Origin of the sequence: Picosynechococcus sp. PCC 7117 (assembly GCF_001693275.1) — a bacterium.
Lineage (GTDB): Bacteria > Cyanobacteriota > Cyanobacteriia > Cyanobacteriales > MRBY01 > MRBY01.
The window spans coordinates 155,838-173,285 of record NZ_CP016482.1 but is presented as its reverse complement, the minus strand read 5'-3'; the positions used below and the strand labels follow the sequence as shown (position 1 = coordinate 173,285).

The 17,448-nt window shown below is 44.2% G+C and carries 21 protein-coding genes and 1 pseudogene; 15 read left to right on the top strand and 7 right to left on the bottom strand.

The genetic code is table 11. The features are described 5' to 3' along the window. The first annotated feature begins 176 nt into the window (after positions 1–176). From AWQ22_RS15855 to AWQ22_RS15840, 4 genes are all read left to right on the top strand, one after another. The gene (locus tag AWQ22_RS15855) at positions 177–2,849 is read left to right on the top strand and encodes a PD-(D/E)XK nuclease family protein (protein ID WP_065711946.1); all 2,673 of its coding nucleotides are present in this window, start codon (positions 177–179) and stop codon (positions 2,847–2,849) included. Continuing rightward, on the top strand, positions 2,849–6,070 hold the full coding sequence (locus AWQ22_RS15850) for an exodeoxyribonuclease V subunit beta (RefSeq protein ID WP_065711945.1): 3,222 nt from the start codon (positions 2,849–2,851) through the stop codon (positions 6,068–6,070). The genes AWQ22_RS15855 and AWQ22_RS15850 overlap by 1 nt, the downstream gene beginning before the upstream one ends. Positions 6,071–6,258: 188 nt before the next feature. After that, complete coding sequence (locus AWQ22_RS15845; protein WP_030008086.1) at positions 6,259–6,495, top strand: DUF433 domain-containing protein; 237 nt, start codon at positions 6,259–6,261, stop codon at positions 6,493–6,495. Next, positions 6,492–6,866, top strand: coding sequence for a DUF5615 family PIN-like protein (locus tag AWQ22_RS15840; RefSeq protein WP_065711944.1), 375 nt, complete (start codon positions 6,492–6,494; stop codon positions 6,864–6,866). Before AWQ22_RS15845 ends, AWQ22_RS15840 begins: the two co-directional genes overlap by 4 nt. Positions 6,867–7,009: 143 nt before the next feature. Here the strand turns inward: AWQ22_RS15840 and AWQ22_RS15835 are convergent, their stop codons facing one another. Then, a complete protein-coding gene (locus tag AWQ22_RS15835; RefSeq protein ID WP_065711943.1) occupies positions 7,010–7,354 on the bottom strand; it encodes a type II toxin-antitoxin system PemK/MazF family toxin in 345 nt (114 codons plus the stop codon). 3 nt (positions 7,355–7,357) lie between these two features. Then, positions 7,358–7,609, bottom strand: coding sequence for an AbrB/MazE/SpoVT family DNA-binding domain-containing protein (locus AWQ22_RS15830; protein WP_030008083.1), 252 nt, complete (start codon positions 7,607–7,609; stop codon positions 7,358–7,360). 161 nt (positions 7,610–7,770) lie between these two features. Between AWQ22_RS15830 and AWQ22_RS15825 the strand changes: the two genes are divergently transcribed. The 4 genes and pseudogenes from AWQ22_RS15825 (at position 7,771) to AWQ22_RS15810 (ending at position 9,229) form a co-directional block, all read left to right on the top strand. Beyond that, the gene (locus AWQ22_RS15825; protein WP_065711942.1) at positions 7,771–8,052 is read left to right on the top strand and encodes a DUF2281 domain-containing protein; all 282 of its coding nucleotides are present in this window, start codon (positions 7,771–7,773) and stop codon (positions 8,050–8,052) included. Continuing rightward, a complete protein-coding gene (locus AWQ22_RS15820) occupies positions 8,052–8,468 on the top strand; it encodes a type II toxin-antitoxin system VapC family toxin (protein WP_065711941.1) in 417 nt (138 codons plus the stop codon). The genes AWQ22_RS15825 and AWQ22_RS15820 overlap by 1 nt, the downstream gene beginning before the upstream one ends. Before the next feature lie 172 nt (positions 8,469–8,640). Next, on the top strand, positions 8,641–8,781 hold the full coding sequence (locus AWQ22_RS15815) for a type II toxin-antitoxin system VapB family antitoxin (RefSeq protein ID WP_339374707.1): 141 nt from the start codon (positions 8,641–8,643) through the stop codon (positions 8,779–8,781). Positions 8,782–8,893: 112 nt separating this feature from the next. Then, positions 8,894–9,229: pseudogene (locus tag AWQ22_RS15810) on the top strand (PIN domain-containing protein). Here the strand turns inward: AWQ22_RS15810 and AWQ22_RS15805 are convergent. The 5 genes from AWQ22_RS15805 to AWQ22_RS15790 all read right to left on the bottom strand — a co-directional run bounded on the left by AWQ22_RS15805 (position 9,230) and on the right by AWQ22_RS15790 (position 11,659). Beyond that, positions 9,230–9,517, bottom strand: a complete 288-nt coding sequence (locus AWQ22_RS15805; RefSeq protein ID WP_065711940.1) for a hypothetical protein — start codon at positions 9,515–9,517, stop codon at positions 9,230–9,232. It lies immediately after the preceding pseudogene. A 100-nt stretch (positions 9,518–9,617) separates the two neighbouring features. After that, entirely contained in the window at positions 9,618–9,767 is a 150-nt protein-coding gene (locus tag AWQ22_RS16875) for a hypothetical protein (RefSeq protein WP_157094668.1), read from the bottom strand. Between the two features lie 268 nt (positions 9,768–10,035). Beyond that, complete coding sequence (locus AWQ22_RS15800) at positions 10,036–10,494, bottom strand: DIP1984 family protein (protein WP_065711939.1); 459 nt, start codon at positions 10,492–10,494, stop codon at positions 10,036–10,038. Between the two features lie 196 nt (positions 10,495–10,690). Further along, positions 10,691–11,275 carry a hypothetical protein gene (locus AWQ22_RS15795; protein WP_065711938.1) on the bottom strand — a complete coding sequence of 195 codons (585 nt, stop codon included), beginning with the start codon at positions 11,273–11,275 and terminating at the stop codon, positions 10,691–10,693. A gap of 42 nt (positions 11,276–11,317) precedes the next feature. After that, entirely contained in the window at positions 11,318–11,659 is a 342-nt protein-coding gene (locus AWQ22_RS15790) for a hypothetical protein (protein ID WP_065711937.1), read from the bottom strand. 291 nt (positions 11,660–11,950) lie between these two features. Between AWQ22_RS15790 and AWQ22_RS15785 the strand changes: the two genes are divergently transcribed. From AWQ22_RS15785 to AWQ22_RS15760, 7 genes are read left to right on the top strand one after another with little or no spacing between them, the layout of a single operon-like run. Then, complete coding sequence (locus AWQ22_RS15785; protein ID WP_065711936.1) at positions 11,951–12,625, top strand: MerR family transcriptional regulator; 675 nt, start codon at positions 11,951–11,953, stop codon at positions 12,623–12,625. Continuing rightward, positions 12,622–13,884, top strand: coding sequence for a VWA domain-containing protein (locus tag AWQ22_RS15780; RefSeq protein ID WP_065711935.1), 1,263 nt, complete (start codon positions 12,622–12,624; stop codon positions 13,882–13,884). Before AWQ22_RS15785 ends, AWQ22_RS15780 begins: the two co-directional genes overlap by 4 nt. Positions 13,885–13,935: 51 nt before the next feature. Next, positions 13,936–14,262 (top strand): nucleotidyltransferase family protein, encoded by a 327-nt coding sequence (locus AWQ22_RS15775; RefSeq protein ID WP_065711934.1) that lies wholly within the window; start codon positions 13,936–13,938, stop codon positions 14,260–14,262. Next, entirely contained in the window at positions 14,246–14,605 is a 360-nt protein-coding gene (locus AWQ22_RS15770; RefSeq protein ID WP_065711933.1) for a DUF86 domain-containing protein, read from the top strand. The genes AWQ22_RS15775 and AWQ22_RS15770 overlap by 17 nt, the downstream gene beginning before the upstream one ends. A gap of 47 nt (positions 14,606–14,652) precedes the next feature. Next, positions 14,653–16,071, top strand: a complete 1,419-nt coding sequence (locus tag AWQ22_RS15765) for a DUF262 domain-containing protein (RefSeq protein WP_065711932.1) — start codon at positions 14,653–14,655, stop codon at positions 16,069–16,071. Further along, positions 16,064–16,210 carry a DUF262 domain-containing protein gene (locus AWQ22_RS17225; RefSeq protein WP_084449073.1) on the top strand — a complete coding sequence of 49 codons (147 nt, stop codon included), beginning with the start codon at positions 16,064–16,066 and terminating at the stop codon, positions 16,208–16,210. Before AWQ22_RS15765 ends, AWQ22_RS17225 begins: the two co-directional genes overlap by 8 nt. A 10-nt stretch (positions 16,211–16,220) precedes the next feature. After that, on the top strand, positions 16,221–17,438 hold the full coding sequence (locus AWQ22_RS15760; RefSeq protein ID WP_084449072.1) for a DUF262 domain-containing protein: 1,218 nt from the start codon (positions 16,221–16,223) through the stop codon (positions 17,436–17,438). Positions 17,439–17,448: the final 10 nt, after the last annotated feature.

Below are 17,448 nucleotides of genomic sequence, written 5' to 3'. Positions count from 1 at the left end.
TACTCAATCTGAGTTGCTAGAGTGTTTTGTTTGGTAAGTTCTGATGGTGAGGAGTTCGAGACTTGAATGAATTACCCATAACGTTATGGGTAGCTTTTTCTCCGATTTTATCTGACGGGAGAGAGTGATCGCGTCATGGGCTTTGATAGGAACTTTGATTCGGGCAAGTTGATTTTATGGGCATTATTTACAAGCATTCATCACCTTTTCTACAGGCAGCTCAGGCTCTTCTGAAAAAGGGAAAAGCGGAGGCGATCGCCCCGACCCGGCAGACTGCCCGATGCCTGAAACAACAACAGCCCTATTCCCTGAGTAGCCTTGCTGCGGAACTTTTATGGCAGAAAGGCCAGCGGGTGCTTAATCCCCTAGAGCAATATCAGCAACTGAAACAGGCGATCGCCACAACCTTAAACCCTACGGATCTAGAGGGGACGGTGCAAACCTGGCGGAGGGCAATGCAGGAACTGCTCCAAGCAAGCCCCAATCTTGATGGTTTAAAAGCATTTAACACCCCAAAAATCCAGCAACTGCACCAGGTTATTCAACAGTACCAAGCTCAACTACAGGAAACTAAAACTGTAGATCCCGCCGCTGTGCTGTGGCAGGCGATCGCCCTTGGCCCTGTCCCCCAAACTCTCTGTATCTATGGTTATCCAGATCCCCAGGTCGATGAAATTGCCTTTATTGAGGCGATCGCCGCTGCCGATAGTCTGCTGTATTTACCCCACGTAGATGACCAGCCTCTTTTTTCACCCCAAGGCGAACTCATCAAACGCTTACAAGGGAAAGGTTGGCAATTAGATGACAGTCAGCCAGAGACGCAATCTTTAGGCGATCGCCTGAGCCAGAAATTCTTCGGTCAAAACACCGTCAATTTCGAGCCGCCAACTGTCCAAGCCCATGTTTATCCCAACTGGGAGGCAGAGGCTAGGGGCACCCTGGGTCAAATTAAACAACTGCTACAACAGGGTGTCGCAGCACGAAAAATTGCCATCGTCACGAACGAAGATAACCATTGGGGGCCGCTCTTGCTTCATGTCGCTCAGGAATATGAAGTGCCCCTGAGCCTACCGAATCCGATTTCTCTCCAAAAAACCCGCCTCGGTGCTTGGCTGGAGCAACTTTTAACCATCATTGAAACTAATTATTCCTTTGAAGTCACGGCCCAGTGGTTAAGCCATCCCCTCACCCATCCTTTGGGGAGAGAATTTTGGCAGGTGGCCCGCACCCTAAAGCCTAATCATTTTGAAGCATGGCAGGCACTTACCCAGGAGCATTATCAATGGGATCTTGCGGTATTGCAGCCACCCCAACAAGGGACTTTTCTGGTTTGGAGGGAATACCTGAAGGAAATTTTGAACGTTCTTGATGTGCGTCGCCGCGCTTTACCCTGGGTAACGGAAACCGTCGCCTACAAAAAATTCATTGATGGTCTCGACAGCTTAACAACATCTCTAACGGAAATCATGACCTGGGAAATGTTTCAGGCAGAAATCCGCACTAGCTTGCAACTATTGACCACACCAGCCTATCCCATGCGTGGTGGGGTGGGGGTGCATAATCCCCAAAATCTGATTGGTGCCCAGTATGACTATATTTTTTGTATTGATGGGGCTGAAGGGGTAATGCCCCGACCGTTGCGGGATGAACCCGTTTTAGATTTTTATACCCGTAAGCAATTGTCTGATAAATTGCCCATCGAAGGGGCGATCGCCAAGGCGCGGCGAGAACAATTTCAGTTTTATAGCCTGTTGCAGGTGCCCCAAAAGCAATTCACTTTTTCCTACAGTACCCTTGGTCAAGGCGAAGGCCGCTACCGTTCCCAAGTTGCTTCAATCTATTTTAAAAAGCTTGGCCTCCAGCCTGAGAAGGCATCGGTTGCTATTGCCGCCAGTGTTGCAGAAGCCCGCCAGTTTTATCTAACCCAATCCCAAATTCCAACAGAACTTCAGTCGAAAACATTAGACCAGGCGATCGCCGCCCACCAGATCGAGCAACGACGTCTTCAAAAGAGCGCATTAGATGAATACCAAGGCTTGATCGGGATGCCATTCCCTTGGCGAGAACGTATTTTTAGTGCGTCGCAACTGTTGCAATTGGGGCAATGTCCTTTCAAGTGGTTTGCGGGTAAGGTGCTGAAACTCGCAGCCCTCGATGAACCCGAAACCACCTTAGAACCCAGTCAGCGGGGGATTCTCTACCACAAAGTTTTGGAACTGGCTCTCAATGCTTATCGAAAGAATCCCGACCTGGATTTAACGGACTTTGAGCAGCTTAAAGCATGGTTTATCGAAGCAGAAGACGTTTTAAAATTGCCGAAATTGTCCGCTTGGGAACGACAGCGCACCGAACATATTCAGACCCTCCAACGGGCGATCGCCGCCCCAGAATTTCTACCAGAAGGCCGTCATGTCTTTAGGCTAGAAGACAAGATTCAGTTTACCTGGCAAGATTTTCAGATTACTGGATATATTGACCGCATTGATCAAATCAGTGGCACAAACGAGTTAGTGATTATGGACTACAAGACCAGTTCTAGTCCACCCAAAGGGATTCAGGATAAGTCTGGCGCTTTAAAACTTGACCTCCAACTGCCCATCTATGAAGCGGCGGTACAACACCAATATCCTGAGTTTCAGGTAAAGCAGAATCTTTATTACTCCCTAACCAAAGGGGAAAAACTCAGTGCAAAATTTCCCGATGAAAAAGATCTTCAGGCTGCGGGCGATCGCCTCAAAACTCATCTCGAAGAAGGCTCTTATCCCGTTGCCCCCGACAAAAAATATGACGCCTGCAAATATTGTGATTTCAAATCAGTGTGCCGCATCAATCGGGAGGAACAAGAATAATGCCTTTAACTGAACAACAAGAAAAAGCGGTCACCTCAAAAACCAGTGTCAGCATCACCGCCGGGGCCGGGACGGGAAAAACCCACATGTTGGCCGCCCGCTATCTCCATCACCTCAAAAATGATGGCTTGTCTCCCCTCGAAGTAGTGGCGATGACCTTCACGGAAAAAGCAGCCACGGAATTACGGGCGCGGATTCGTCAGGCGATCACCCAGGAATACCCAAATAAATTTGATTGGCTCGCCGAAGTAGAAGCCGCCCAAATTAGTACCTTCCACGCGGTGGCAATGCGCATTTGTCGAGAACATCCCGAAGCGGCAGGGGTACCAGCCAATTTCCAACCTTTGGACGAGTGGGAAGGGAGCATTTGGCAAGCGGAACAGTTAAACGTGGCCCTGGCTGAGATGCCCCCAGAACTCTATGGGGAGATTCCTTATTCCACCCTCAAAACGGCGATCGCCGCCCTGCTTGGTGATCCTCTGAGTGCCCGTGAAGCTCTAAAAAGAAGTTGTGAAGATTGGCTGCCTGCTTTGCGAGATAAACAGCAGCAGGTGATCAAAAATCTGTTAGCCAGTGAAACTTGGCAACAGACCCAAGCCCTGATTACCCAACACCAAGGAGCGCCTGGGGATAAATTAGAACAGGTACGCCAAACTTTAGCGGAGTTAATGGCAGACCTGGAACGCAATCAGGATGATATTACGAGTGATCGCTTTCAAAGTACCTTACAAGCGCTGAAAAGCTTAAAAGTAGGCAGTGTTGGGTCAAAGAAAAATTGGCCCAGTGAAGATATCCTCAAAACAGTCCGCAGTCAGGCGATCGCCTGCCGGGATTTTGTCCAGAAATTTCCGGATATCTCGTTACTGGGTTTGACTTTGGGGGAATTGGATGAACGGGAAACCCAATGGGTGATGACTTTACAAGGTGCTTTCCAGTGGCTAGAGCAACGACTAAAGGAAATCAAACAGCAAGCCAGAGTTTTAGATTTTAATGACTTAGAAATTTATGCCCTCAAAGCTCTTGAAGATCCAGCGGTGCGGGATTATTACAAAGAGCGTTGGCTAGCCTACCTGATTGATGAATTTCAGGATACGAATCCTACCCAAGGGAAATTACTCGAAGCCTTAACAGGAAAGGGTGAAGAGCAAAGTAAACTCACAATTGTCGGGGATGATAAACAGTCGATCTATGGATTCCGCCGGGCTGATGTGGAAGTTTTTCGTAGCTGGCGATCGCAGTTAAATAATGGCGTCGCTTTAACCCAAAGTTTCCGCACCCATGAACCCTTAGTCAAAAATATCAATACTGTATTTCGGCCTGTCCTCGGAGACCTACACCAGGATTTGGATGCTTATCGTCAAGAAGCCCCCCACGATCCGCTCCATTTAGAGATTTATCGCTTTGCCCCAGAAGAAAAAATGGCGATCGCCGAGGCCCGGAAAGTCGAAGCCCAACAAATCGCCCAACTCATCTACGACATGCTTGCCCAGGGAATGAAGGTTTGGGATAAACCGACAGGAGAACTAAGGGCGATCGTCCCGAAGGATATTGCGATTCTTTCCCGCACCTGGGATCCCCTCGATATTTACAGCCAAGCTCTGGCCCAATGGCAGATCCCTTTCCTCCAATCCAGTGGCGGCAACCTTTTAGATACCCCTGAAGCCCTGGATGGTCTGTCCCTGCTCCAATTCATTGCCAATCCTAATGATGATCTGGCCTTAGTTGCAGTCCTCCGGAGTCCATTTTTGACCTTGAGCGATCGCCTGCTCTATGAACTACGTCCTAAAGACCAAAAATGGTGGTTTTGCCTAAAGGAAAGTCAGCAGCCAGAAGTCCAACAACGGGTGAGGATTCTCAAACAATTGCTCAACAAACGCGATATCTTCACTCCATCCCAACTCCTCCAATTGGCCGATCAACTGACTGGCTATTCTGCCGTGATTACCAATCTCCCCCAGGCCACCCGTCGTCTTGCCGATTGGCAGGGCTTTTTAGAACTCTTGCGTCATGTGGAACAGGGCACTGGCGATGTGTTATCTGTTGTTCGCCGTCTACAACGCTTCCAGCGCCATGGGGTTAAAATTCCCCGGCCCCCCCTCGAAGCTGACGATGCCGTTTCCCTAATGACGATCCACGCCGCTAAGGGTTTGGAATGGTCGGTGGTGATTGTGCCGGATTTGACCCGAAAACTTTCCAATACCAGTTCCAGTATTCTCTTTGATCCAGAATTTGGTGTTGCCCTCAAACAACGGGATGACCAGGGAAAGCTTCAAAAATCGGTGCTGTTTCAACTCCTCGAAGGGAATCAGCAAGAGCGAGAAACCGCCGAAGCGAAACGGGTTTTGTATGTCGCCCTCACCCGCGCCCGCGATCGCCTAATTCTGACCACGCCCAAAGAGAAAGGCGGGGGCCTAGATTTACTCCAACCGGGTTTAGAGGATTTTGCGATCAAAGATATTTCCCCGGATTTATATCCCCCAGCAGAGCCCTGGTGCAAAGGCGATGAATCTTCAAAACCACAACAGCCTCCTCAATTACTTCTAGAACCAGCCCGGAGCTATGGCCTTGAGTTACCAATGACGGCGCTGACGACCTATGCTCGTTGCCCGAAAAAGTTCTACTTTGAACAAATCATTAGACATCCAGGTTTAACGGAAGGGGAAAGTAATTACGGGGCGGTCATTGGTTCCCTCACCCATACTGCCCTCGAAAAAGACTATCAAACCGTCGAGCAATTGAATTTCCATAATCAGGATCTCAAGCTCCCCCCTGACAAAGTGCAAGAAGCCCTTGATCTTGCCCAAACTTTCCGGACAGACCCAGTATTTGCGACTGTCCAAGCAGGTGAAAAGGAAGTTGCTTTAGAACTCCGTCAAAATCAGTTGGTCTTAAATGGTCGGGCAGATCTCGTTGGCGCAAATTTTGTCCTCGACGTTAAAACAGATTCAAAGCCCAATCCGATAGAACATCGTTTCCAACTCTGGGCCTATGCCAGAGCCGCAGAAAAACCCACAGCCCATATTGCTTATCTCCGCCAGCGGCAACTCTATACGTTTCACCCAACGGATTTAAAAAGCATCGACCAAGAAGCCGACATCTTAATGCAACAGATCGCCCAACGGGATTACACGCCTAAACCTGACTCTGACCACTGTTCCTACTGTCCTTATAGTCAGATTTGTGATGCCGGGAAGTTTGCTTTGGTAGGGGAACTCAGCTAAAATCCCACTCTATGTTTGGTCTAAGCGACGATTACCTGCAAAATGGCGATCGCCTCTATTCTCCTCTCTGTGAGAAAGAACTGCATATCTTCGAGGAGTCTGGCTTTGGTCATGGGTTGGTTCAAGATATCACTGTGTCATTGGGGTAAAGGCATTAAAATAAAAGTGAAATGTCGGCATCAAAAATTATGACTACAGCTTTGTTGAGGAGGATAACTTTAAATCCGGCAGTGATGGGTGGGAAGCCTTGTATTCGAGGTATGCGAGTGACCGTAGGCACAGTGGTGGGCTTGGTCGCAGCAGGATATTCTAGCGAGGCGATTTTAAAAGCTTATCCTTATCTAGAACGGGACGATATTTTTGCGGCGTTGGCATTTGCGGCGTGGCGAGCAGAGGAATATGAGGTGGACTTAGCAACGGCATGAAAATTGTTGTTGATATGAATTTAAGTCCGCTTTGGGTCGGTTATCTACAAAATTTTGGTTTTAAAGTATGGCATTGGTCGTCAGTTGGTCAGTCTGACGACCCAGATACGGTAATTGTTGCCTGGGCGAAGGCAAATGAAGCGATTATTTTCACGAATGATCTGGATTTCGGGGCAATCCTCGCTGCTTCTCAAGCGGATGCGCCTAGTGTGTTTCAAGTAAGAACACAGGATCTTATGCCCCAGACCATTGGAAAAATTGTGGTGCAGTGTTTAAGGCGGTTTTCGGAAGAGTTAGAAGCAGGTGCATTAGTGACGGTTGATCTGAATCGTACCAAGATCAGGATTCTGCCCATTAACAAGAAGATCTAGCTGATCACCTCTTTCAGAAATTTTGAAGGTATTTTAGCTGAGATACTGCCCATGGGCCAAAACTAGATAAGCACGGTACTGTTCATCTTCTGTCGTGTAGACCTGAAAAAATATGAGGGTGATTGCCCCACCCTGTTTCCGACTTAAGCAATAATTACTTGCAAAATGGCGATCGCCTTTTCGAGCACCTTAGCTGGCAGAATTTCACCAGTACTGCGCCACCAACGCTGACTCAAATCAAGAGTCCGCACCTGTTCAGCAATAATCGACCCTTGCACTTTGTAGCCGGCTGGAATGGCAATTAAAGTTTTAACCTCTGGTTTGTGAACGCTGGTGATCGGCGAAACAATCACAATGCCATTACGGCTTTGATTAAATTGGGTGTGACTGAGGACAAGACAGGAACGAGCTTCTCCCATCTGCTCACGACCCTGAGTTGGGTTGAGGTTGATCCGAATCACTTCTCCACGTTTGGGATAGGGTGCCATGGTCTACAGGAGCTCCCGTCCTGTTGCCGATGTTTCTAAAAAGGCCTGAACATCATCAGGATATTGAAAATCATCGGGGATGCTGGCTAGTAACTCATCCAAAGTAGGAGCACTCGGTTTCTTGCGGATGACGAGGGTATCATCCTTTTCTTGCAATTCCAGGGTACAGGTTTCATCCCAGCCGAAACTTTCGACGAGGTGGTGAGGGATGCGTAGCCCTAAACTATTGCCCCATTTTCTCAAATGTATATCCATGGGTTTAGCTCAATATTATCTTATGTATAATTTTAGCTCTTTGTAGTCATGTCAAAGGCGATCGCCCACAGGAGCCGCGCTCGAGTCTTATTATGTTGACCTAGCATGCCCTAGGTACCGATGCGGATTCTACAATGAATGAATTATGGAGGGTTGGTACCATGTCCAAAACAACTGTCGAACGTCAATACCTCATCAACACAATTGAAACTTTACCGGATGAAGTTTTAACAGAACTTGCGAATTTTCTTGACTATCTAAGCTACAAAACCCAGCAACAGCAAGGATCTCAAGAATTACAGCAAAACTTTTTATTAGACATTGCGGGTCTAGGTCAATCGGGTGAGCGGAATATTTCTGAATCGGATGAAGCGATTCTTAGGACTGAGATTGATTCGCTTCGGGGTTGGCATCATCAGGCAAATTCATCCGTAGAAAAATGATGACTGCCATTCTGGATACCAGCTTTTTATTTGCCCTGAGCGATCGCGATGATTTAAATCACCGTCGTGTACTGAGTGTTGCTCAAAATACTTCTGGGAAATTGGTGCTCCCCGTCGCTGTTGTTCCAGAAATTTGCTACCTGCTTGCCTCCAGACTAGGTCATCGGGCAATGCGTCAATTCATCTCGCGGATTCATCCAGAAGCGGTACAGCTCGAAGCAACAACGATAGAAGACTGCAAGCGAATTAGTGAGCTTTTAGAAATCTATGCTGATAATCAACTTGATTTTACAGATACTGCGATTGTGGCGATCGCCGAAAGATTAGAGATAGAGACGATCTACACCCTTGACCGTCGGGATTTTTCTGTGATTTGTCCAAGGCATTGCGACTATTTTCAGATTATGCCTGATTGACCCCCTTAGACTGAAAGCTGAAGGGATTCTTCGGAAAGGGAGTTAATCAGCGGCGATCGCCCATAAGAGCTGCTCTTCAGTGTCCTCATGCCGACCCAGCCAGCCCTGATGAGCTATAGTCGATGCACTACATACATACAGACACAGATATACATTTCTTGCACATAAAACCATGCGAACAAATGTAGAACTCGATGATCAACTGGTTGAAGAAGCCTTTCGCTTAACCAATGTGCGTACCAAGAAAGAGCTGATGCACCTTGCCCTCCAAGCCCTCATAAAAGTCAGAAAAAACATGATTTGCTGGCTTTAAGCGGCAAAATTCAACTTCAGCCCAATTATGATTACAAAATGCTCCGTAGTGACTCCCAGGAAGGCTAAAGAATGTTTCTGGTGGATATTTCTTCCGTGACCGAACGGGTAATATATGCCAGCGATTTGAGACGATAGTGGGGGAGGAAGCCTACTATTTAAGCCGTTTTACCCAGGTAGAGTTGCTCCAAGGAAGTCGTGATGAGCAAGAATGACAGCTATTGACGACTTATCTAAGTGATCAGGACTACCTAGATTTACAACCTCAGCACTGGCAGTATGCAGCCCGTATTTATTATGATCTCCGTCGCGAAGGAAAGACGGTGAGAAGTACGATCGATTGCTGCATTGCCCAATTAGCCCTCAGTTATGACCTGGTGCTGCTCCATCAGGATCGAGACTTTGAGAGCATCAAGGGAATCCGCGCCTTGAAAGAATATCGCCTGTAATCAATTTTCTGCCGCAACCGCCTGGATGACGATGCCCCCAAAGCGCGCTTCATCGGCCCAGCACTCGATGCCATCGACATAGCAGATGTGGCTAGGATATTCTGTCTTTGCATCGGTGTAGGTAGCCCGAAAACCACCGCCGAAGTCAATATTCGAAAAACTGAGGTGTTGGCCATGGATATCAGCAGCTTTGTTGCTGCAATCTCGACAAATGGCGCGGGGGTAACGCTCCCAATGAGGTACTGGTTCAGCACAAATGGGGCAAGCATGAAACTTATTTGGGGTCATGGTTCGATTTCTGATAATTGATCTCTACTTTGATAAATTGGGTAGGGGATAATCATCCATGTGGTGGTGCATTTATACATACCCTCTGTGATTATTTGATCTAAAGATCTTTCCAGTAGGAATTGTGTGCCAAAAAAGACTCAAGCCTAACCCCTTTAAAATCAGGATAATTGCTGAGATAACTTTCTGTTGAAACATATTTTTTATCGCCTTCTTCACGGATGAGAACTAAGTAATCTGATTCATCCATAGATTTTAATAAGCCTTGATACTTTGGTATTGACTGTATTGATAAAAGTGATGAATCCCCGTTCCCACCCTCATTAAATAAAACAATTAATCAGTGTATGGTCTGTAACATTTACAGTAATTTGTACCCTTGTAACAGTGCTGAGCATACCCATTTATTAAAGATGCTGCCCATAGCATCTATACCATTCCAAGGTGTCCAACAGTTTTAGCTCGTTGGTTAGCTTTTACACTCGCCTTAATTGCTATTTAACTACCGATCATCACAATTATTCTAGTAAATCTACTTGCCAGTTCATGCTCTGGATTTTTGTGTCGAGTTCTCGATATTGTTTCGCCAAACGGTCAAGTTTCTTTTGCATCTTGACAACATTAACTGTACTACACATTTTTATTTCTGTACGACTATAACGGTCTTGTAAGTCTGATGCGGAGTCTACTAACTTGTTTAAAGCTTGGTAACGCATGGATAGTACATCACGTTTCGCAAGCGCATCAGCTAGTGTTAGACCATCGCCAAAATCTGCTTGGGAATTAGTACGATTGATGCACTGAATTAAGATTTCTAGTTGTGAGAATATTTCATCTAGTTGATTTAATAGATCTTGGGGGTTTTCTGGTGGTTCTTCCCCCTCTTGGACTTTAGCAACTTTAACTAAACGTTGGCGTAGTTGAGAAACTTTTGTTTGACTATCGGCGCGTAGAATTAATGCTTCTGCAAGTTTCATGATGGTTATCGATAGAATATAAAATGTGACTAAAAAAGTTAAAAAGGTGAGGATAAACTTTTAATCCTGCTAAGATTTGAGTAATGCTCGTGACATTGGCGAAATATCGCAAAATAAACCATCGCTTTTATTGAAATGAGGCTTAACGAGGCTTTTATGCATAACGAAAGAAGCTGACCCTTTTTAAGAAAACTTTTTATTGATTCTCTTCTACTATTGTGAATGTGGGTTCCCCACTTGGATTTACGCTGCTTTGCATGCGGCCTTGGAGGCCACGATATCGCTTTTTTTGAGGTTGGGGACATAAAAGCTCTAAATATTCACTTACGTGTTCTTGAAAGCCTTGAAGATCGCTGTACTCTTGCCATGCCGGAGAACTTCTCATACTCGGAATTGGTATTGCATAGGTGTGACCGCTTGAAGGAAGGTGTTTAACCCCAAAAATTTCTTCTTGGTGAGGCAACTGAGCCCAATTAAAGCCCTTTGGCGGCATCCAAATAGCTTTGACGACACGATAGAGACCCCATTCTGCTTTTTTGGTGTCATAGACTGTATCGTCAAGCACCTCAACGATATGAGTTACTCTTGCATGTTGCACCAAGGCGATTAAATCACCTTTGTTCGGTTTTTGAGCATCAGCTCTATCTTTTTTCCACTCGAGGCGAAAAATTTTAGCCTCTGGGAGTGGCATTTCAGCAGGATCAGCATAGGCCCAACCACTGCCTGGATTGACATTTTTAAGCCATTTCAGTTGTGATAAATCCATTTTGAGAAACCCCATATTTTTATTGGACAGAAAAAGAAAGTTGTTGAATATTGACCTCTATACAGAGGTAACCTTTAAGGATTGTTGCAATTGCAGGGCCGGTCTGAAGGTATCGAGATCAGCTTTGGTGCTCACCTCTTCTTCGCCTTCTTCACAGTCGTAGACCATGTAAGTCCAGATGCCAGAATTACCCGCTTTGGCGCTTTCTGCCTCGTAGAACGTGATAGTGCCATCGGCCTCACATTCGTAGTAAGCAGAGTAAACATCCTCCCAATTGAGGTCATTTTCTCGGATGACGCGATTAACCTCAGCGAGGACACCAGCGATGTGGTGGGGTTGAGTTTCGACTTGGATAAGACGTACTTCGGACCAGATGAAATTGTGGAGTTCGAGGGCCATAGGTAATAAATTTTGAAAAGTTAGGATGAACGATGTAGCGAAGAAAAAGCAGACTGTTGATGAAACACATAGTAAAGGAAATTCCAGGTAATGTCAACAGTTTCTTTTGCAATATTGCGACATTAGTGGCAGAAGCCTTGTTGGGAGGACTTTTGGCAGTTTCCGGCAAAGCTTCTGATATTCGGCATTTACAGCTGTTCTGAATGATGAAGAGACACAAGTAATAAAGCCCGTTCCTTGGATCAAAAGAAAGATATTGACATTTTTAACTGCAATAATTATTGTTGAATTATGGACACCCTAGTTGAACTCTCTCTGGCCAACCCTGCATGGGATATTGATACCTTCGTGCGAATCACGAATGAACTATTGCCCCAATACTTGGCAGGGAAGCCGGTCAATGATCGTTCTGAACGGGAGGTGAATCCGCGTCTAGTGCGTTTCTATACGACAAAGGGCGTTTTGGATAAACCAGAAAAAGATGGTCGAGAAGCCCGTTATCTCTATCGCCATCTACTGCAATTGTTGTTAATTCGTCGTTTGTTGAGTGAAGGCTATAGTATCGCCTCGATGCAGCCGATTATGGGCAATAAGCGTAATGCCGAATTAGAGGGATTACTACAGGGGGGTGTTCAGATCAAAGCAGAGATGCGCAATCCAGCGATCGCCTTTTTAAGTCAAGTAAAGGCTCGCCAGGGGAATAAGGTGAGTTTTCCCAAAACAAAGCCTCAGGATTTGCATTATGCATCTGAATATGGCCAGTCCAAAGAGCTCTCCCAGGCGGAGGGGCAAACAGACCGGGTGACGGTTTCCCACTGGCGGCGAGTGGAAATTTTGCCGGGTTTGGAACTGAATATCCGTGAGGATTTTATGCCACCGGTGACGCCCCAGGAACTAGCCAATTTATCTCAATTAATTTCACGCAAACTTCAAGCTATTTTTCAATCTAGGCAGGTATTGAAATGAATATGCCCATGATTTCTCTAATTCCAATGCACGGGGCGATCGCCCAGGGTCGCTCTGTCACTTTAGATGTGCTGATTAAAATCGAGCCGCCTCTGGTGGAGCTGGATAACAACGCCCGGCCGCCGCTGAATTTGGGGTTTGTGCTGGATAAGTCCGGGTCGATGCACGGCAATAAGCTGGATTATGCCAAACAGGCGATCGCCTATGCCATCGAGCAACTGCTACCGAGCGATCGCCTGAGTTTGACCCTATTTGATACCCAGGTGGAGACGAAGATTCCCAGCACCCTTGCCACTGACAAACAGCGACTGTTAGAGACGATTAAACTGATTCGTTCAGGCAGCTCGACGGCGCTTCATGATGGTTGGGTACAGGGAGGCATCCAAGTGGGTCAATATCTAAACAACGACCATTTGAACCGGGTGATCCTCCTGTCTGATGGCTTAGCCAATGTGGGAGAAACAAACCCCGATGTGATCGCTACCGATGTCCACGGACTGATGAAAACCGGCATTAGCACCTCTGCCCTGGGGGTTGGGCGGGATTATGACGAGGATCTCCTAGAGGCGATCGCCCGCAGTGGCGATGGTAACTTCTTCCACATCGCTTCACCAGAAGATTTACCGCAAATCTTTGAGACAGAATTGCAGGGTTTAGCCACCACCGTTGGGCGTTCTGTCACCTTAAAACTTGACTCCCAAGCAGGAACAACGGTTAAAGAAGTGCTGAATGATTTGGAGCGGGAGGAATCCGGGGCGATTAAGTTACCGAATCTAACCGTCGCTAATCCCCTAAAGGTGGTGGTGCGGTTGCGTGTACCTGCTTGTGATGGGGCAACGGATGTCCTTGAGGTCGCCTTACAGTGGGAGGATACTGAACATGGCGAAACCTTAACCCAGACAGCCACTTTACAGTTACAGGTGGTAAACCCAGAACAACTGAGTGATTTTCCGGCCAACCCAGAAGTACAAGAACAGGTGGCTTTGTTAATGGCAGCCCGAGCGCGCCAGGAGGCCATCGACCGTTTAGACCAGGGGGATGTGACCGGGGCAGTGCAATTTTTAAATGATTCAGCTAAGACATTAGAAGCCATGCCTGCTTCAGCTCCCTTGATGGAAGAATTGTCTAATTTAAAAGATTTAGCTGAGGATTTTGAGACGGGCGATCGCCAAATGTCTCGTAAACGCGCGATGGCGGAAAAGTATCATTTAAATCGTAGTCGGTCGGCCCAATATGGTAAAAAACGACCGAAAGAATAATGGCACAATGCCCAAACCATGCAGCCTATCCCACCAAGTATTGTCTGAGCGATGCAAACAACCCTAAAAAATCTACCTCAACCCCTTGAGGCCATCGAACAATTCTGTGAACGCTGGCAGATTATAGAATTTGCCCTCTTTGGTTCCGTGTTGCGGGATGACTTTCGCTCAGACAGTGATATTGATGTTCTGGTCACCTTTGCTCCCGACTTCCAGCGGGGGTTTAATGAAACCATTCAGATCAAGCAAGAGTTAGAAGCTCTTATGGGTCGCAAAGTCGATCTGCTGATCAAAGGGGCGATCGACCGGAGTAGTAATTGGCTGCGGCGTAAAAATATTCTGGAATCGGCTGAGGTGATTTATGCCAAGGGATCTTGAGAGTTTAATCGATATTCAGCAAGCTGCCCAAAGGATTATCCGCTTTACCCAAGGGTTGAGTCGAGAAGCATTATTGAATAATGAAAAAGAAATTTCGGCTTTACTGTATCAAATTACGATTATTGGAGAAGCAACTAAGCGATTGTCCAAGGACTTCCGAGAACGCCATCCAGAAATTCCGTGGCGTAACTTAGCAGGTATGCGCGATGTACTGGTTCACGAATATGATCAGATTGATCTTGATATTGTTTGGGATGTCGTTGAACAAAGGATTCCTGAACTACTTCAGCAGTTAAAACCTTTAGTAGATGCTGAAATTGGGGGTAGGCGATCGCCACAATGAAAATTAGTTACATTGCTATATGATATTAGAATTTGGAGAAAATATGAATGCAAAGATCGCCTGATCGTCAAATATTAACGCTTAGAGAACTTCTCTCAGATGATAGTTTGTCCATTCCATTGTATCAGCGTCCATACAAGTGGACTGCAAAAAATGTCAATCAACTTTTCATCGACATCGTAGCCCATAGAGATAAATCTTCTTATCGTCTTGGGACGATTGTATTTCATCAAGAAGGAGAAAAGAAAAATATTGTTGATGGTCAGCAGAGAATAATAACACTTTTGTTAGCTATTCGAGCATTATCCGAATTGCGTCAGGATAATCTTGAACGTGAAGATTTAAAAGAATATTTAAACCACTTGAAACGGGACATGATAGTCCCAAGTTTTAAAAGTATAGTTTCAAAGACAAACATCCAGAATAACTACCTTGAAATTTGCCGCATTATTGGTCGTTCTGATTTTACAGAAGAAAACATTGATTTTTTTCTAAATAAATGTGAAGTTGTAACTTTTATTCTAAGTGATATTTCTGAGGCATTTCAGTTTTTTGATTCTCAGAATGCACGTGGTCGAGATCTGGAACCACATGATTTACTAAAAGCTTATCACTTACGAGAATTTCATCCAGAAGATGAAGTCTTGAAAATTTCTACTGTTGAAAAGTGGGAAAATAGCAAAACGAAAGATTTAGCAATCCTATTTTCCCAATATTTATATCGAATTCGGAACTGGTCTAAGGGATCCTCCTCTCGTTATTTTGGCAAGGAAGAAACCGTTTTATTTAAAGGTGTTAATATTGATATAACTGCTAGTTATCCTTATGTCAAACAATTACAGATAACTCACCATTTTGTTGATTGCTATAATCAGTCCTATGAACGTAAAATTGACGGCCATAATTTAAGATTCCCTTTTCATCTAGATCAAATTATTATTAATGGCAGACGTTTCTTCGAAATGGTTGCTCACTATCAAGAATTGATAAATGAGTATTTTAAAGTGATTGAGTTCTATCAAGAGAACCAGGGTGAGAAAAATAAAAAATTTGTGTTGAATCTAAAGCTAATTTCGATAAATGAGCTAGATGGAGATGCAAGAGCTATTTTAAAAACTATCGATGAATATGAAGGTCACAAACGAACAGGAGATCAATATGTTCGAATGATTTTTGATTGCTTGCTTATTTATTACATTGATAAATTTGGTCATGCACAAATTTCTCGAGCAATCGAAAAGATTTTTATTTGGGCTTATAGTCTTCGTCTGAAATTGCAAGTGGTTCAACTCGCCAGTATAGATAACTATGTTCTTGAGAATAATCTTTTTAAGCTAGTTCAAGAGTCTATTAAGCCCGATGATTTTATGAATTGTACTTTGCCAGTTTTGCTTGGAGTTGAAAAAAAATCCACAAAAACTGAGAGAATTGAACAATTATTTAAGGAAATGAAGTACTATGAATAATGATATTATTCAATTATCTATTCGCGATTTTTTAAGTGGTAATAGCAATTATACAATCCCTATGTATCAACGAAATTATGCTTGGGGTGAAGCTGAAATAGCACAATTAATTCAAGATATACTTGACTATCTAACATAATAAAAATGAGATTTGCAAAAACTATTACATTGGTACATTGGTTGTCTTCGATCGTGGAAGTGATAATTTTGAGGTTATTGATGGTCAACAAAGATTGACAACTTTATCTCTTCTAGCAGCATATCTAAAAGAGAAAACATCTACACAAGAAACTAACTGGCAAGAAGTAGAAATTGATTGGTTTAAAAGATTGAACTTGAGATTTGATAGTCGTCCTAACTCTCAAGCTACTATAGAAGCTATTTTTAGAAATCGAGTCCAGTCATTAGACTTAGAAAGTCCTAAGAAAAGTAATATAGAAGTTCTTCATGGTTATAAGCAAATTCAAAAAATACTTCCTCAAAAGCTTACTGAATATAAAGTTGCACCACAGGATTTTTCAATGTTTTTATTTGAAAAAGTGCAAATTATGCAAGTTAAAGTCCCAAAAGATACTGATCTTAATCATTACTTTGAGATTATGAATAATCGGGGTGAGCAACTAGAAAAGCATGAAGTTCTGAAATCACGAATGATGGAGCATCTTAAAGATGATAAGTTAAGTCAAAATTGTCTTGACTTAGTTTGGGAAGCTTGTGCAAACATGGAAGGATATGTACAAATGGGTTTCTCGAAATCTGAACGTAATGCTATCTTTGGGGCTGAAAACTGGGATAGATTGACAATTAGTAGTTTTCAAGAGCTTCAAGAAAAAATAGACAAACCTACCAATAAATCTTCTACCCAGAATATTGAAGAAACATTAGATGAAATTCTTGGAAAAGCTAGAAAAAACATAAATTTAAAAGATGAAGAAATTTCAGAACGATTTAACTCTGTAGTAAGTTTTCCGAATTTTTTGATACATGTTTTGCGCGTTCAGACTGAATCTGATATATCTTTAGATGACAAAAAACTTCTCTTAGTATTCGAGGAATATATTTTTAAAAGTGAGAATACTGTAGAAAAAATTAAAAATTTCGTTTTTCACTTACTTCGTTGTAAATTTCTTTACGATCAATATATTGTCAAGCGTGAATTTATTAATGGTAAAGATTCTTGGAGTCTTAAGCGAATGGCTAAAGATCAAAAAGATAAGCCATATTACAAAAATACTTTTGAAGAGGAAAATATTGATTTAGGAGATATTAATAAGTGTCTTCTTATGCTTCTTTCAGCATTTCATGTTTCTAATCCATCGCAAAATTATGGTGGTACTAAAAGGGTAATGACGGTTTTGTTAAGGTAGAACGGAAGTC

Excerpts from the sequence above, each read along its gene's own strand:
- AWQ22_RS15855 (WP_065711946.1), top strand. The coding sequence starts at position 177 with ATGGGCATTATTTACAAGCATTCATCACCTTTTCTACAGGCAGCTCAG.
- AWQ22_RS15850 (WP_065711945.1), top strand. The coding sequence starts at position 2,849 with ATGCCTTTAACTGAACAACAAGAAAAAGCGGTCACCTCAAAAACCAGT.
- AWQ22_RS15845 (WP_030008086.1), top strand. The coding sequence starts at position 6,259 with ATGACTACAGCTTTGTTGAGGAGGATAACTTTAAATCCGGCAGTGATG.
- AWQ22_RS15840 (WP_065711944.1), top strand. The coding sequence starts at position 6,492 with ATGAAAATTGTTGTTGATATGAATTTAAGTCCGCTTTGGGTCGGTTAT.
- AWQ22_RS15835 (WP_065711943.1), bottom strand. The coding sequence starts at position 7,354 with ATGGCACCCTATCCCAAACGTGGAGAAGTGATTCGGATCAACCTCAAC.
- AWQ22_RS15830 (WP_030008083.1), bottom strand. The coding sequence starts at position 7,609 with ATGGATATACATTTGAGAAAATGGGGCAATAGTTTAGGGCTACGCATC.
- AWQ22_RS15825 (WP_065711942.1), top strand. The coding sequence starts at position 7,771 with ATGTCCAAAACAACTGTCGAACGTCAATACCTCATCAACACAATTGAA.
- AWQ22_RS15820 (WP_065711941.1), top strand. The coding sequence starts at position 8,052 with ATGACTGCCATTCTGGATACCAGCTTTTTATTTGCCCTGAGCGATCGC.
- AWQ22_RS15815 (WP_339374707.1), top strand. The coding sequence starts at position 8,641 with ATGCGAACAAATGTAGAACTCGATGATCAACTGGTTGAAGAAGCCTTT.
- AWQ22_RS15805 (WP_065711940.1), bottom strand. The coding sequence starts at position 9,517 with ATGACCCCAAATAAGTTTCATGCTTGCCCCATTTGTGCTGAACCAGTA.
- AWQ22_RS16875 (WP_157094668.1), bottom strand. The coding sequence starts at position 9,767 with ATGGATGAATCAGATTACTTAGTTCTCATCCGTGAAGAAGGCGATAAA.
- AWQ22_RS15800 (WP_065711939.1), bottom strand. The coding sequence starts at position 10,494 with ATGAAACTTGCAGAAGCATTAATTCTACGCGCCGATAGTCAAACAAAA.
- AWQ22_RS15795 (WP_065711938.1), bottom strand. The coding sequence starts at position 11,275 with ATGGGGTTTCTCAAAATGGATTTATCACAACTGAAATGGCTTAAAAAT.
- AWQ22_RS15790 (WP_065711937.1), bottom strand. The coding sequence starts at position 11,659 with ATGGCCCTCGAACTCCACAATTTCATCTGGTCCGAAGTACGTCTTATC.
- AWQ22_RS15785 (WP_065711936.1), top strand. The coding sequence starts at position 11,951 with ATGGACACCCTAGTTGAACTCTCTCTGGCCAACCCTGCATGGGATATT.
- AWQ22_RS15780 (WP_065711935.1), top strand. The coding sequence starts at position 12,622 with ATGAATATGCCCATGATTTCTCTAATTCCAATGCACGGGGCGATCGCC.
- AWQ22_RS15775 (WP_065711934.1), top strand. The coding sequence starts at position 13,936 with ATGCAAACAACCCTAAAAAATCTACCTCAACCCCTTGAGGCCATCGAA.
- AWQ22_RS15770 (WP_065711933.1), top strand. The coding sequence starts at position 14,246 with ATGCCAAGGGATCTTGAGAGTTTAATCGATATTCAGCAAGCTGCCCAA.
- AWQ22_RS15765 (WP_065711932.1), top strand. The coding sequence starts at position 14,653 with ATGCAAAGATCGCCTGATCGTCAAATATTAACGCTTAGAGAACTTCTC.
- AWQ22_RS17225 (WP_084449073.1), top strand. The coding sequence starts at position 16,064 with ATGAATAATGATATTATTCAATTATCTATTCGCGATTTTTTAAGTGGT.